The organism is Xanthomonas sp. NCPPB 4467, from assembly GCF_041475665.2.
GTDB classification, from domain to species: Bacteria; Pseudomonadota; Gammaproteobacteria; order Xanthomonadales; family Xanthomonadaceae; genus Xanthomonas; species Xanthomonas dyei.
In genome coordinates, this window is record NZ_CM191260.1 from 1,046,336 (window position 1) to 1,061,808 (window position 15,473).

8 protein-coding genes and 1 pseudogene are annotated in these 15,473 nt (G+C 66.4%); 6 read left to right on the forward strand and 3 right to left on the reverse strand.

The features are described 5' to 3' along the window. The first annotated feature begins 12 nt into the window (after positions 1 to 12). The 3 genes from bcsB to ACCQ06_RS04465 are packed head-to-tail and all read left to right on the forward strand — an operon-like array spanning position 13 to position 7,987. Entirely contained in the window at positions 13 to 2,313 is a 2,301-nt protein-coding gene (gene bcsB, locus ACCQ06_RS04455) for a cellulose biosynthesis cyclic di-GMP-binding regulatory protein BcsB (protein ID WP_316690337.1), read from the forward strand. After that, positions 2,310 to 3,491, forward strand: coding sequence for a cellulose synthase complex periplasmic endoglucanase BcsZ (bcsZ, locus tag ACCQ06_RS04460; protein WP_104615801.1), 1,182 nt, complete (start codon positions 2,310 to 2,312; stop codon positions 3,489 to 3,491). The genes bcsB and bcsZ overlap by 4 nt, the downstream gene beginning before the upstream one ends. Further along, positions 3,473 to 7,987: a cellulose biosynthesis protein BcsC gene (locus ACCQ06_RS04465; RefSeq protein WP_316690341.1), complete on the forward strand. Its 4,515-nt coding sequence runs from the start codon at positions 3,473 to 3,475 to the stop codon at positions 7,985 to 7,987. Before bcsZ ends, ACCQ06_RS04465 begins: the two co-directional genes overlap by 19 nt. Positions 7,988 to 8,343: 356 nt before the next feature. On the opposite strand, the gene ACCQ06_RS04470 is transcribed toward ACCQ06_RS04465, so the two are convergent. Both ACCQ06_RS04470 and ACCQ06_RS04475 read right to left on the reverse strand, forming a co-directional pair. Further along, positions 8,344 to 10,002 carry a PA domain-containing protein gene (locus tag ACCQ06_RS04470; RefSeq protein ID WP_104615803.1) on the reverse strand — a complete coding sequence of 553 codons (1,659 nt, stop codon included), beginning with the start codon at positions 10,000 to 10,002 and terminating at the stop codon, positions 8,344 to 8,346. Next, positions 9,995 to 10,405, reverse strand: a complete 411-nt coding sequence (locus tag ACCQ06_RS04475; RefSeq protein WP_104615804.1) for a post-PEP-CTERM-1 domain-containing protein — start codon at positions 10,403 to 10,405, stop codon at positions 9,995 to 9,997. The genes ACCQ06_RS04470 and ACCQ06_RS04475 overlap by 8 nt, the downstream gene beginning before the upstream one ends. A 726-nt stretch (positions 10,406 to 11,131) precedes the next feature. Between ACCQ06_RS04475 and arsC the strand changes: the two are divergent. Together arsC and def are read left to right on the forward strand one after the other, a co-directional pair. Continuing rightward, a pseudogene (arsC, locus tag ACCQ06_RS04480) lies at positions 11,132 to 11,553 on the forward strand (arsenate reductase (glutaredoxin)). A 353-nt stretch (positions 11,554 to 11,906) separates the two neighbouring features. Then, the gene (gene def / locus ACCQ06_RS04485; RefSeq protein WP_104615806.1) at positions 11,907 to 12,422 is read left to right on the forward strand and encodes a peptide deformylase; all 516 of its coding nucleotides are present in this window, start codon (positions 11,907 to 11,909) and stop codon (positions 12,420 to 12,422) included. Between the two features lie 555 nt (positions 12,423 to 12,977). Here def and ettA read toward each other — a convergent pair. After that, positions 12,978 to 14,639 (reverse strand): energy-dependent translational throttle protein EttA, encoded by a 1,662-nt coding sequence (ettA, locus tag ACCQ06_RS04490; RefSeq protein ID WP_104615807.1) that lies wholly within the window; start codon positions 14,637 to 14,639, stop codon positions 12,978 to 12,980. A gap of 226 nt (positions 14,640 to 14,865) precedes the next feature. Between ettA and ACCQ06_RS04495 the strand changes: the two genes are divergently transcribed. Beyond that, complete coding sequence (locus ACCQ06_RS04495; RefSeq protein WP_316690344.1) at positions 14,866 to 15,372, forward strand: RcnB family protein; 507 nt, start codon at positions 14,866 to 14,868, stop codon at positions 15,370 to 15,372. The last annotated feature ends 101 nt before the right edge of the window (positions 15,373 to 15,473 follow it).

The window sequence follows — 15,473 nt, forward strand, 5'->3', positions numbered from 1 at the left end:
AAGAAGCAACTGATGCGAATGTCCCCGGCCGTGTTGACCTGCGCGCTCACGCTTCTGGCCGGTCTGGCGCAGGCGCAACAGACCGCGCCCGCCGCGCCTGCCGACGCCGCTGCAACCGCAATGGCACCTGCCACGCCCGCACCGCTGCCGGCTGGCAGTGCGCGCGTGGCCACGCTGCGCGATCTGGGGATCGATTACGAAATCACCTTGCGCGGCGTGCAGGGCAGTGCCGGCGTGCCCTTCAGTGTGCGCAGCGACGAGATCGTCACCGCTGCCACGCTCAATCTGAAATACAGCTACTCGCCGTCGCTGCTGCCGGACCTGTCGCACGTCAAAGTCACCATCAACGGCGTGACCGTTGCGACCTTGCCCACCGACAAAGCCAACGCCGGCAAGTTGTTGTCGGCCGATCTGCCGGTCGACCCGCGGCTGATCACCGACTACAACCAGCTCAACCTGCAACTCATCGGGCATTACACGCGCGAGTGCGAAGACCCTGACCACAGCAGCCTGTGGGCGAATGTGGATGCGGCCACCAGCCTGTCGTTGACCACCACGCCGCTGGCGCTGGCCAATAACCTGGCGCTGCTGCCGGTGCCGTTTTTCGATGTGCGCGATACGCGGCGGCTGGAGCTGCCGTTCTATTTCCCGCAGCAGCCGGACATGGCCACGTTGCAGGCGGCCGGCACGGTGGCGTCGTGGTTTGGCACCCTGGCCGGCTATCGCGGCGCGGTGTTCCCTGCCTCGACCAGCAGCTTGCCGGCGACCGGCAATGCCGTGGTGTTCGCCACGCCCACTACCTTGCCTGCGCAGTTCGCCACTGCCGACAGCGGCGTGGCCGATATCCGCGGGCCGACGGTTGCGGTGGTGGTCAACCCGACCGATCCCAACGGCAAGCTGCTGCTGGTGCTCGGCCGCAACACCGACGATCTGCAACGCGCGGCCACCGCGCTGGCGCTGCGCGCGCCGCTGACCGGTGCGGTGGCGCGGATCGGCGAGATGTCCGCGCCGACGCCGCGTCGGCCCTACGACGCGCCCAAATGGATTTCCAGCGAGCATCCGGTGCGTTTCGGCGACCTGGTCACCCAGGCCGGCGCGCTCAACGTCACCGGTTATCACCCGGACCTGATCCGGGTCGGTCTGCAGCTGCCGCCGGACCTGTTCGTGTGGGAGCGCGACGGCATTCCGGTGGCGCTGAAATACCGCTATACGCTGCCGGAAGAGGACAACAAGTCCGCGCTCAACGTCAGCATCAACGAATCGTTCGTGACCACCTTGCCGCTGACCGGCCGCCCGTTCGCCGAGTCCACGCCGATGCGCTGGTGGAACAGCCTGGGCACGCGCGGCAGCATGCCGGTGCATCAGGATCTGAAACTGCCGGTGGGCGCGTTTTCGGCCAATAGCCAGCTGCGCTTCCACTTCTTTTTCGATCGCCCGCAAGGCGAGGCCTGCAAGAACACCTTCCCGGATGTGTCCGGCGCCATCGATGCCGATTCCACCATCGACCTGAGCGGTTTCGACCACTACATGGCGATGCCGAATCTGGCTGCGTTCGCCAATGCCGGCTACCCGTTCACGCGGCTGGCCGATCTGTCCGAATCGGCGATCGTGCTGCCCAATAATCCAGGCGACCAGGATCTGGGCAATGTGCTGACCTTGCTCGGCCGGTTCGGTGCGTCCACCGGCTACCCGGCGTTGCATGCGCAGATCATCGCCGCCAGCGCGGTGCAGCAACACGCCGATCGCGATCTGTTGCTGCTGGGCAGCGCCGAGTCGCAGCCGCTGTTCAAGCAATGGCGTGCGCAGCTGCCGGTGGGCCAGGATGGGCAGAACCGCCGCATCGGCCTGACCGATTGGCTGTTCGGAAAACTGCCCGGCTTCCTGTCCTTCGACGCGCGCCGTACCGACCTGCCGACCACCACCGACATCGCGTTGCAGCCGCAGCCCGACGACGTGCTGCTGATGGGCTTCGAATCGCCGTTGAAATCCGGCCGCAGCGTGGTCGCGTTTCAGACCGAAGACCCGGCCAACATGAATCGCCTGTTCAATGCCTGGTTCGACCCGGCCTTGCTCAAGGATTTCCAGGGCAGCGTGGTGTTGCTGCAGCAGAAGAAGGTCACCAGCCTGGTCGGTAACCAGACCTATTACGTGGGCCACTTGCCGCTGCCGACCTGGCTGCGCTGGTACTTCTCGCATCACCCGGTGTGGCTGGCCCTGACCGTGGTGCTGCTGGCATTGCTGCTGGCCCTGGCCGCGCGCGTGCTGTTGCGCCGGCACACCGCCGAGCGCCTCAACGACGGCCACGGCGCATGAACGCGCGCGCGCGCGGCAATGGCATGACGCGCCGCCGCCTGCTGCGCGCAGGCGCACTGGCATCGCTGGCCGCGCTGTTGCCGGCCGGCGCGACGGCAGCGCCGGCACAGTGCGGCGCCTGGCCGCTGTGGAATGCGTTCGTGTCCAAGCACATCCAGCCCGATGGCCGGGTGGTGGACTTCCTCAACGCCGATCAACGCTCCACCTCCGAAGGCCAGTCGTACGCGCTGTTTTTCGCGCTGGTGGCCAACGACCAGGTGCTGTTCGACAAGGTGCTGGGCTGGACCAGGCACAACCTGTGCGGCGGCCGCCCGGATCTCAATTTGCCGGCCTGGTTGTGGGGCCGCGATGGCAGCGGCGAGTGGCGCGTGCTCGATGCCAACACCGCCAGCGATGGCGAGCTGTGGATCGCCTACGCCTTGCTGGAAGCCGGCCGGCTGTGGAACCGCCCCGGTTACGGCAAGGCCGGCCAGCAGATCCTGCAACTGATGCGCACGCAGGAAGTGGCGGCGCTGCCCGGCCTGGGGCCGATGTTGTTGCCCGGCCGCAGCGGATTTGTCGAGCCGGGCCGCTGGACGCTCAATCCCAGTTATCTGCCGATCCAGGTGTTGCGGCGCTGTGCCAACGCCGACCCTAAGGGGCCGTGGGCGGCGATCGCCGCCAACGCCGCGCGCGTGCTGCACGACAGTGCGCCGGTCGGCTTTGCGCCGGATTGGACGCTGTGGGACGGCAAGGCCTTCGGCGCCGATCCAAAGCGCGGCAATCTCGGCAGTTACGATGCCATCCGCGTGTATCTGTGGGCCGGCATGCTGGACGCCGGCGAGCCGCTGCGCGCCAAGTTGCTGCAGGATTTGTCCGGCCCGTCCGACCTGCTCGCCGCGGGCACCGGCTTTGCCGAAAAGATCGACACCGCGCGCGGCGTGGGCACCGGCGCCGTGCCGGTGGGCTTTTCCGCCGCGTTGTTGCCGTACCTGAGCGCGCTGCGGCAGCCCGCGCTGCTCAAGGCGCAGGCGCAGCGGATTCCACTCGCCGCCACACCGGCTGCCGCCGCGCTGCCGTATTTCGAACGCACGCTGGCCCTGTTCGGACAGGGCTGGCTTGAGAACCGCTACCGCTTTGCCGCAGACGGGCGCCTGCTGCCCGCCTGGAGAACGCCTGCATGCTCCGCAAAAACCTGACCCCGCTCTACCTCGCCGGCATGATCGACCTGTGCCTGCTCGTCTCACCGGTGCACGCGCAGACCAGCGCGACCCAGCAACTGGTCGGGCAGGGCAATTACTGGCACGACCAGGGACGCGACGATCTGGCCGCCGACACCTGGAAAAAGCTGCTCGGCATCGACCCGGACCAGCCCGACGCCTTGCTTGGCCTGGCGCAGATCGATCTGGCGCAGGGCCGTCAGTCGGAGGCGCGCAAGCGTCTGCAGCAGCTCGAAGCCGCACATCCGCAATCGCCGCAGGCGCAGCGCCTGCGCGTGGCGATCGGTGCGCGCGGCAGCGCCACTGCCGGCGAAGATCCCAACCTGCGCAACGCACGCCGCTCCGCCGCGGCCGGGCGTTATGTGGAAGCTGCGCGCAGCTACGAGGCCGTGTTTGCCGGCAAGGCGCCGCCGCCGACGCTTGCGCTGGAGTACTACCAATCGCTGGCCGGCACGCCGACCGGTTGGGAGCGTGCGCGCGATGGTCTGCGCACGCTGCAGGCCAGCGACCCGGCCAACCCGTCCGTGCAGCTGGCGCTGGCCCAGGTGTTGAGCTATCGCGAACCCACCCGTCGCGAAGGCATCGCGCAATTGCGCACGCTGGCCCAACGCGCCGATGTGGGCGGCCCGGCGCGCACCAGCTGGCGCCAGGCGCTGCTGTGGCTCAACGCCAGCACCGCCGATGCACCGCTGTATCAGGCATTTCTGGCCGGTACCCCCGCCGATGCGGAAGTGACCGCCAAACTCGCTCAATTGCGCGAACAACGCACGGCCGCTGCCGCTGCGCCCGCCGATCCCAACGGCATCGCGCTGGCCGAGGGCTTTCGCGCGCTCAATGCCGGCACTCTGAGCGCGGCCGAACAGCGCTTCACACAGGTACTGCGCGCCCGTGCGCGCGACCCGGACGCATTAGGCGGCCTGGGCTCGGTGCGGCTGCGTCAGCAACGCTTTGCCGAAGCGCAGGAACTGCTGCGCCCGGCCGCTGCCAGCAATGGCAAATGGAAAGGTGCGCTGGACAGCGCGCGCTACTGGCAACAGCTGCAGCAGGCCGAGGCCGCACGCGCACGCGGTGACATCGCGCAGGCACGCCAGCTGGTGGAGCAGTCGGTGCAGTTGTTGCCCAACGAGCCGGCCGGCCATGCCGCGCTGGGCGGTCTGCAAAGCGCCAGCGACCCGGTTGCGGCCGAAGCCAGTTATCGCAAGGCGCTGTCGCGCGATGCCGATAATGCCGGCGCCTTGCAGGGTCTGGTCGGGCTATACAGCCGTCAGGGCCGCATGTCCGAAGCCAGCGAATTGTTCAATCGCCTGCCGGCCGCCGAGCGCGCCAAATCCGGTGGCGAAGCCTTGTTGCGTTCCAATGTGCAGCGCGCCCGCGCGCGGCAATCGCTGGAGGCCGGCGATACGGTCAGCGCGCAGGCCGAGCTGGAAGCGGCCATGGTCGAACGCCCCGGCGATGCCTGGATTCGCCTGGATCTGGCCCGCCTGTACCAACAGGCCGGCCGCCCCGATCAGGCGCGCAGCGTCATGGATGGCCTGCTTGCCGTGCACGGCGACCAACCCGAAGCGCTGCACGCCAACGCCTTGCTCGCACAAGAAAGCGGCGACTGGCAGGTCGCGTACGACAGTCTGGATCGGATCCCTGCCGCAGCGCGTACGCCGGAGATGACCCAGCTGCGCACCAACGCCTGGATCGAACTGCAGGCGCGTCAGGCGCGGTTGCTGTTGGAGCAGGGCAGGGTGGGCGAGGCGCAGCAGTTGCTCGCACGTACCGAAACCGCCCTGGGCAACCAACTCGACGATCCGCAATTGCTGGCCGCCCTGGCCGGCGCGCATGCCGACGCCGGCAATGCCTCGCGCGCGCTGGTGCTGGCGCAGCGGCTGGTCACCGGCGCCAATCCGCGCACCGAAGACCGCCTGCAATATGCCGGTGTGCTACTGCGTGCGCGTCAGGACGCCGAGTTGTCGGCGGTGCTGCGCCAGCTGCAATCCACCACCATGACGCCGGAACAATTGCGTCGCTATCAAAACTTGCGCAGCGCCTACACGCTGCGCCAGGTGGATGCCTTGCGCGAGCTCGGCAATCTGGAAGGTGCCTACGACGCGTTGTCGCCGATCCTGGCCCAGCAACCGGACAACCGCGACGCCCAGGCGGCATTGGCACGGCTGTATGCCGCCGCCGGCGATCAGCGCCAGGCGCTGGCGATCTATCAGCAGATCCTGCAGCGCCACCCCAACGATCTGGACACACTCACCGCCGCGGCTAACAGCGCCGCCGCGCAATCGGATCTGCGTAACGCCGAGAGTTATCTGCAGCGCGCGCTGGCGCAGGCGCCGGAATCGCCGGACGTGCTCGCCGCCGCCGGCCGCGTGTATCGCAGCGCAGGCAAGAACCGCAAGGCCGAGCAGTATTTCCGCGCATCGCTGGCCGCGCAGCAGCGCCAGGCCGGTCAGCTCGACAACGGCCTGCCGGGCGCACGTGGCCCGGCGGTAGTCGCCTCGGCCGGCCGGCCGCTCAATCCGTTCTCCGGCATGACCGGCGCCATGCCGCGCTCGCCGGCGGTGCTGTCCGAGCGCATGCCGGCGGGTAACGCATTTGCCGATGTCGCACTCGACTCGCCGGCCGCCACCCAACCGGCAACTGCACGCTTCGCCACCGCCGCAGCCGTCGATGCCTACACCGGCAACCCGGTCGATACGCTGCCGCAGCCGGTAAGCGCCAGCGCCGCACCCTCGTTGTTGCCGGCGCCCAACAGCCGCACCCGCCTGCCCACACGCAGCGCTCCCGCGTTCGTGCCGGACAACACCGCTCCTTCGCGTAGCGTTGCCGCGCAAGAAACGCGCGCGCCCAGCAGCGGCAACAGCGTGCTCGACGAACTGCGCGCCGTGCAATCGGAAAACAGCGACAACCTCGCCGGTGGCGCGTTGTATCGTTCGCGCGATGGCGAGGACGGCCTTGGCCGGCTGGACGACATCGAAATGCCGGTACAGGCCGATTTCGCGGTGGGCGAAGGCAAGCTCGGCGTCACGCTGACGCCCACCGTGGTGGATGCCGGCACGCTGACCACCGATTACGCCACCGCCAGCCGCTTCGGCGCCGGCCCGCAGACGGCAGTCAACGACGCGCTTGCCGCCGACCGCAGCCCGATCGACACGCTGACCAACTCGTCGGTGTATCAGTTGCTCGCCACCCAGGGCGACAATGTCGCCACACGCGAACGCCTGCGCCGTTATGCCTTGAATACCGGCTTGTTCGGCGAGCTGCTGACCGAAAACAACAACAGCACGCCGGCGGCATTGGCCGCGCTGGCCAACGAGCCGCTGCCGGCATATCTGCTCAGCGTCAACGCGTCCAACACGCCGATCGCGCAGCTGGCGCGCGACATCCTCAGCAACACCGCCATCAGCGAACAGCTGGCCGCCGGCGACGGTGCCGCGTTGCAGGCATTGGCCAGCAGCACCGCTGCCGCGCAGCAGACGCCCACTTCGCTGGCCGCCACGCTCAACAGCATGGCCGCCACCGGCAACGGTGCGCGCCGGCTCAGCCAGGACGATACCGGCGTGGGTGTCGGCGTGCGCTATCGCAATGGTGGTTTCAGCGCCGATGTGGGCAGCACGCCGATCGGGTTCCAGGAGCAGAACGTCGTCGGTGGCGTCGGCTATCGCGGCGAGATCGGCGACACGGTGAGCTGGTCGGCCGATGCCTCGCGGCGCGCGGTCACCGACAGCGTGCTGTCGTTCGCCGGTGCGCAGGATGCGCGCAGCGGCCGCGAATGGGGCGGCGTCACCAGCAACGGCATCGTGCTCTCGGCCACCGCCGACAACGGCCTGCTCGGTGGGTATGCCAACCTTGCCGCGCACCGCTTGATCGGTAACAACGTGGCCGACAACGACCACCGCCAGGCCGACCTGGGCTTCTACGTACATGCGTTGGAAACCCAGCATCAGTCGCTGACCGCCGGCGTCAATCTGACCGCCATGCAGTACGACAAGAACCTCAGTGGATTTACGTACGGCCACGGCGGTTACTTCAGCCCGCAGGACTATGTGGACCTCGGTTTCCCGGTGCATTGGAGCGGGCGCAGCGCCGGGCAGAGCGTCAACTGGAAGGTCGATGCCAGCGTCGGCGTGCAGCATTTCAAGACCGACCCCACGCCGTATTTCCCCACCGACCCGACCCTGCAACAGGCCGCCTACGATGCCGCATCGCTGGCGGCGCTGCTCGGCCTGGTCGACCGCTACACCGATCCGGTGTATGCCGGCGAAAGCCGCACTGGCGTGTCCTACAACCTCAGTGGCGCAGCCGAATGGCAGGTGGCCCCGCAGTTGTTCCTGGGCGGGCGCATGACCTTCAACAATGCGCGCGACTACAACCAGTTCAGCAGCAATCTCTATCTGCGCTTTGTGATGGATCGCCTGGGCGCCGCGTTGGGCCGCGCCCCGCAGGTGCTGACCTCGCCGTATGCCGCAGATCGGTGAGGCACGGCAACGCGTGGTGTGAGCGAAGGAAGGGCTGAACAATGCGCGGCATGACGAGGCCTGGGATGTCGCTCAAACGCGGCGGCCTTCCCTGCTGAACATCTAACACGTGCGCGTAGTGAAAATTGCCAACGGTGTTGATCGAAAACACGCGGACGCGTTGTGCAGAGCCTCCCTAACGAGGCCAGTGGCTGTAGCCGTTGCGCAGACGCAGTGCATCGCTCTGCGCCACGTCGAGGTGCGATGGCGCGCACTGCATCGACGCACATTGCTGCATCCAGTACACAGCTGATTACGCATAAACGAACGGCGCCTCGCGGCGCCGTTCGCATGACATCTGATCGTCTACGCCTGGATTACGGGCGTACCTTGGTCGCGCAGATAAACGTGGCGGCCTGCTGCAGGCGACTGATCGCACCCTGGTCTTCCAGTTCGCGGATGTGATCGTTCATGCAGGTCAGATAACCGAAGCGGTTACCGGCATTTTGCGTCTTGCACAGGCTGCTCTCGGCGGTCAGGTTCGCACCGACGATCAGACCGCCGGTTTCCACCGTCGGCACCAGCGTGCTGCAGTTGCCCAGCCGGGTCAGGCCACGGTTCACGGTCCAACCGATATCGGCAAACAGCGCCGGGGTCAGGTCGACGTTCAGATGCGCCTGCACTTCCGGCGTATCGAACGGTTCCATCAACGCGTTGGGCTGCAGATCGGTGTCGAAGTGCGAGAACGTCGACCCCCCGGCCACCACGCTGGGCGCATACAACCGTGTGCGGCCGGCGCTGTCGGTGCCTTGCAGCAGGTCCGGGTCTTCGTACAGGCCGGCCACCACCGCAGTGGCGCCCTTGAGTCGTGCGCCATCGGCCTGCGACACCATGATCGCCGGAATGGTGATGTCGGTGATCGGCGGCGCGGCATTGCCCATGGTCTGCACGCCGGCGGCGTTGTTGGCCACGATCACGCCCACCGCACCGTTGAGCTGGGCGTTCTTGACCTTGATGGCGAAGGCGCAGGTGCCGCGGTCGATCAGCGCCACCTTGCCGGCCACCTCGGCCGCATTGACGAACGGGGTTTCGCAGCCATCGGTGGCCGATGCGGCGGCAACGCCGTCATTGACCGTCACCACTGCGCGCGCCGGGAAGTTGCCGGCGCTGGCCAACGGCCCGAAGCTGGCAAAACCTACTTCGAACTTTCCAGCCGCAGCGGCTGGCGCGCTGACCTGCAGCAGCGTACGCGGGTCCAGGATCAACGCCGCCTCGCGGTTGACGCGCGTGCCGGCCCACACCGTGCGGCCTGGCGTGCGCATCGCTTCGGCGCGCAAGGCATCAGTCATGGTCGGGTCGTCGAACCGCTTGTTCTGCACGTTATCGAAGGCCTGCGAGGTGTAGACGTCGGTCAGGCCGCTGCCCGAACCGAGCACGCCGGTGGTCTTGTTGAGGAAGCCCGCAGCGCCCAGCCCGTGGCCGATCTCGTGCATCACCACGTTGAGGAAGTTGATCTGGCCTTCCGGGGTTTTGCCGTCCAGGCCCAGATACCAGCCCGAACCGGCCAGGCAGTCGTCCTTGCCCAGATCGCCGTTGAACTGCGAAAACACGTCGGCCGGATCGGCCGGATCGGGCACCAGGTCCTGCCCGGCGATCGCATCGCCCAGCGCGGACGGATACAGCGTATTTGCCTTGGCGCCGGGGAAGTTGTTGACGATCCAGTTCGGGCCGGCCTGCCCCAGGGTGCCGCCGGTGGCGGTGCAGGTCAGCCGTGCGAACGAGGCATACACCTTGATTTCGACGTTGCTCTGCAGCACCGCGCCCCACAGGTCCATGGCGTATTGGTAGGCGATGCGACGTTGTTCGCCGACCGACCGCCCGGGATTGCCACCCAATGGGGCGGCGGCGGTGGGGTCGTTCAACCCGACCACGGTGCCGGCATCGCCATTGATCAGCGTGACGTTGGCAGCGGATGCATGCAGCGGCGCCAGCGCCGCGCCCACGGCCAGGGATAACAGCAACAAGGGCTTATTCATGCGGCAGCGCTCCGTGCTCGGCGTGGGCGGGTTGGGTGTCTGCGTCGTCGCTGTGCTCGATCACGATGCGGCCGTCGGCCTGGCGGGTCGCGGTCAGCGAGCTCATTTGCGTGGCCGGCAACTTGCGCGCCACGGTGCCGTTGGGCAGGCGACGCTCGGTGGCGCGTGCGGCCGCCTCGGTCTGCGGCACGGTCGTGCGGGTCGCCGCACTGCGGGCGGCGGAGCCGGCCTGCTGGTCCAGCGCCGCACTCTCGGCGTCAGTCAGCGGGCGCAGCTTTCCGGTGACGGGATCGATGCCGACCTTGGAGCTGGCGGCGACGTCCTGCGCCCCCGCAGCAGCCGGCAGGCAGGCAACACACAGCACACCGGACAGCATCCATCCGGGCTTGCGAAAGCTCATCATCGTTGGGATTTCCTTGGGTCCAACCGCAGAAAGAACGCCGTGCGACACACCGGAGTTCGGGAGATACTTCCGTTTCAGTCTGTTCATGACTGAAACATGAATCCGTGATGTGTGTCAATCTTTTGACAGTTGGCGCGCTGAATGCGAACAGATGTCCTGAAAACGTCAGCCTCGTGCTTGCGTCACGATGCTTTTCGGAAATCTGTGGCGGTCCTGGGACGTTTTGGCCAGAAATCTGACGCCCTGGCGACGGTGTGCGGCAGATCGCCGAGCTCCCTGTTTCCCAGGGAGAAAGCGGCCGGGAGGGGGCAGGGGCGGGCCGCGCCTCCTGGACCTCGCTTCACCAAGATGGTTGCGCGCGCAGCTCCATCTCGCTCCTCGCCTCGGCCGTGCGGGTGGCGCGGACGTACCAAGGCAAGTCGCGTCAGTCGCGCGCGCCGTACGTTCCTGCTCCGTGGGAGTGGGTCAGGATTTCGCCGCGACGACGCAGTCGACACCGCCGACCCAATGCCTGCGAGCGGCAAGCAGCAGCCACCGACCAGCAGTGAGAAACCAACAGCCAGCACCGCGATAGGCCGAAGCGGGCAAGCAGACAGGCCCGCATGAAAGCGCAGGCGTGCGTGTGCGGGCTCGACACGTCCACTCGTACACTGCGCGTCCTGCACAGCGCTACGATCGTCAATGATCGCAGCGAAACACGCATCCATCGAACCGAGCAGGTCACGCATGCACGCCGTCATCTATCACAACCCCGCCTGCGGCACGTCGCGCAACACGCTGGCGCTGATCCGGCATGTCGGCATCGAACCGCAGATCGTCGACTACCTGCAGCACCCGCCCAGCCGGCAGACGTTGCAATCGCTGATTGCCGATGCCGGCCTGTCGGTGCGCGATGCCATGCGTCAGAAGGGCATGCCGTATCTGGAACTGGGATTGGACAATCCCGCGCTGGAGGACGCTGCACTGTTGAGCGCGATGCTTGCGCACCCGATCTGATCAATCGCCCGTTCGTGCAGACGCCGCTGGGGACGCGCTTGTGCCGCCCATCCGAGCAGGTGCTCGACCTGTTGCCTCCGGCCACCAGTGCGTTCGCCAAGGAAGACGGCGAAGCCGTGCTGGACGAGACCGGTCGGCGGATCTGTGCCTGAGTGCCGCAGCGATCGCCCTCATGCACCGCACCGCTTCCGCACCACGCCTGCCGCGCTGAGAGCACGCACTAATAAACATGCAATGAACAGTTGCGCGACCACCAGGTCTGTCGGATTGGCACCTTGGCGCTACAGCGATCGTGGTCATGCTGCAGTGCTGCCCGCACTGCGTCTGCCGTACTGAGAGCGACCAACAACGCGCCTGTTTGACCACAGCCAGGCGCAGCCGGTGCCAGTAAGCGACACGTGGCACTCGTAACCTCGGGTGAGCGCCTTCCATACCTGACTGACGGTGGCTCGCTAGCGTGTGTTGGCCGTTCTAAGATCGCCGTATCGTTTTGAGGAGCATCGACATGATTCGCGAAATTATCCGCATGGGCGACAAGCGCCTGCTGCGCGTGGCGCCACCGGTGACCAACCTGGGCAGTGCCGAGTTGCATGCCTTGGTGACCGACATGTTCGAGACCATGGACGACGCGCGCGGCGTCGGTCTGGCCGCTCCGCAGATCGCGGTGGACCTGCAACTGATGGTGTTCGGCTTCGAAGTCAGCGAGCGGTATCCGGACGCGCCCATGGTACCGCGCACGGCCTTGGCGAATGCGCAGATCGAGCCACTGTCGGACGAGATGGAAAACGGCTGGGAAGGGTGCCTGTCGATTCCCGGCCTGCGCGCGGTGATCCCGCGTTACCGCCACATCCGTTACCGCGGCTTCGCCCCCGACGGCAGCCCGATCGAACGCGAGGCCGAAGGCTTCCACGCACGCGTCGTGCAGCACGAATACGACCACCTGGTTGGTCGCCTGTATCCCTCGCGTATCGAAAACTTCGACACCTTCGGCTTCGAAGACGTGTTGTCCTACGATCTGTAGCGCGTTGGGTCATTCGTGCGCGGGCACCTACGTAGGCGCTGCCGGACCGAAGTGATCGCGCGTATGACGCGCGGCAACGCCCGCTGCCTGCTCAGCGTTGACCAGGCGTAGTTCTGTGGCTAACGCACGTTGTGTAGCGCATGCATCGCTATGCTTCGCCAACGTAGTGCGCAGATACTCATCGCGCACCGCGGCCTTTGGTCGCGCTGCGCAACTCGATTCGACCAGTCCTAGACCGACGCGACAGGCACGATGCGCTTGCCGGTTTCGGGACCGTGTGGCGGCATGGATGCCGCCACCGAGCCTCCACGGACGGATTCACGGCGTGTCCCGGAAGCGGCAAGGGCATCGCGCCCTCGACCACCAGTGATGCCCCAATCATAGCGAACGCACCTTCAATCGCCCAGACGCGCCGTAACCCCCAAACGTTGCGTGCACTAACGCATACCGCATCCACACGCCACACGCCATGCGACTCATCCACACCCGCCGCCCCCAACCCCACAAACAAAAAGGGCGCCTAGCGGCGCCCTGATCGTGAACACGTAAAACCTCTTACTTCAACGCCTTGAAGCGCAGACGCTTCGGGCCCGCGTCATCGCCCATGCGGCGACGCTTGTCTTCTTCGTACTCGCGGTAGTTGCCCTGGAAGAACTCCACATGCGAGTCGCCTTCGAACGACAGGATGTGCGTGGCGATACGGTCGAGGAACCAGCGGTCATGCGAAATCACGAAGGTGTTGCCCGGGAACTCCAGCAACGCATCTTCCAGCGCACGCAGCGTTTCGATGTCCAGATCGTTGGACGGTTCGTCGAGCAGCAGCACGTTGCCGCCCTGCAGTAGCGTCTTGGCCATGTGCAGACGGCCGCGCTCACCACCGGAGAGCGCCCCGACCATCTTCTGCTGGTCCTGGCCCTTGAAGTTGAAGCGGCCGATGTAGGCGCGCGACTGAATCTCCACACCGTTGATGTTGAGGATATCCAGGCCGCCAGCGATTTCCTGGAACACGTTGTGGTTGCCCTCCAGCGCATCGCGGCTCTGGTCCACGTAGGACAGCTGCACGGTGGGGCCGACCACGATTTCGCCGGAATCGGGCTTTTCCTGGCCGGTGATCATCTTGAACAGGGTCGACTTACCGGCACCGTTGGGGCCGATGATGCCGACGATGGCGCCGGGCGGCACGATCATCGACAGGTTGTCGATCAGCAGACGGTCGCCGAACTTCTTGGACACGTTCTTGAACTCCATCACCGAGTTGCCCAGGCGCTCGCCCGGCGGGATGAAGATCTCGTTGGTCTCGTTGCGGCGCTGGTAATCCACCGACTGCAGTTCTTCCAGGCGGGCCAGACGCGCCTTGCCCTTGGTGCGGCCGCCCTTGGCGTTCTGTCGCGACCATTCCAGTTCCTTCTGGATCGCCTTCTGGCGTGACTTTTCCTGGTTGTCTTCCTGCTTGAGGCGCTCGTCCTTCTGGGTCAGCCAGTCGGTGTAGTTGCCCTTCCACGGAATGCCGCGGCCGCGGTCCAGTTCCAGGATCCACTCGGCGGCGTTGTCCAGGAAGTAGCGATCATGCGTCACCGCCACCACGGTGCCGGTGTAGCGCGCCAGGAACTGTTCCAGCCACTCCACCGATTCGGCGTCCAAGTGGTTGGTCGGTTCGTCGAGCAGCAGCATGTCCGGCTTCTGCAGCAGCAGGCGGCACAGCGCCACGCGGCGCTTTTCACCACCGGACAGCTTGCCCACGATGGCTTCCCAGGGCGGCAGGCGCAGCGCATCGGCGGCCACGTCCAGCTGGTTTTCCAGGGTGTGCGCATCGCCGGCGGCCAGAATCGCCTCCAGGCGTTCCTGTTCCTTGGCCAGCGCGTCGAAATCGGCGCCTTCTTCGGCGTAGGCCAGATACACCGCATCCAGCGCGGCCTGGGCCTGCAGCACATCGCCCACACCTTCTTCCACAGCTTCGCGCACGGTGTGCTCAGGGTTGAGCTGCGGTTCCTGGGCCAGGTAGCCGACCTTGATGCCGGCCTGCGGGCGGGCTTCGCCCTCGAAATCGGTGTCCACGCCGGCCATGATCTTCAGCACCGTGGACTTGCCCGCGCCGTTCAGGCCCAGCAGGCCGATCTTAGCGCCCGGGAAAAAGCTCAGCGAGATGTCCTTGATGATCTGCCGCTTGGGCGGGACCACCTTGCTGACGCGGTTCATGGTGTAGATATATTGCGACATGGGGGCTCCGTGGACGCAGGCAGTCCGCCGGCCGAGGCCGGAGGCAGCGGAAAAGGGATTGCGCCGATTATACGGGCAAGTGCCCAGGGCCGCGCCGGGCGGGGAGGGAGCTAAACGGCAGCCTACCTATTACCTGAATAGGCATTTTGGTAATCGATTCCAGCAAGAATGCATTAAGGCAGGCAGCGTCTTAATGAAATTGCGACATCGCAAACAGGAGTTCGTCATGAACCGCAAACGCATTGTCACTGTTGTGCTTTCTTCCATCCTGGCGCTGGGCTCCGTGGCCCCGGCAGCGTTTGCCGACGACTGGGGCCGCGGCCACGATCGCGGTGGTCACGACCGCGACGATCGCCACGACCGCGGCCGCGATCATGGCAACTGGCGCAACGACCGCCGCGACTGGCACGACGACCGTCGCGACGACCGCCGCTATTACAGCAGCGGCTACCGCGAGGGATATCGCGATGCCCGCTACCAGGACCGTCGCTACGACCGCAGCCGGGTCTATGTCTACGATCGCCCCACCTACTACCGCGCTGGCCCGCCGCCGCGCCCGTACTGGGCCCGCGGCCAGCGTTACCACGGTCCGGTCTATGTTGTGAACGACTACGACCGCTACAACCTGCGTCGCCCGCCGTACGGCTACCGTTGGCAGCGCGACAACACCGGCAATCTGCTGCTGGTCGCCATTGCCACCGGCGTCATCGCCGACCTGGTTCTCAACAACTGAGCAGGCACCGGGTTGCTCGCCGAGCAATCGGGCCGGTCATCACACAAAGGCGCACGTCGGTGCGCCTTTGTCGTTTGCGCCGCGCGCCGGCCGACCGGGCG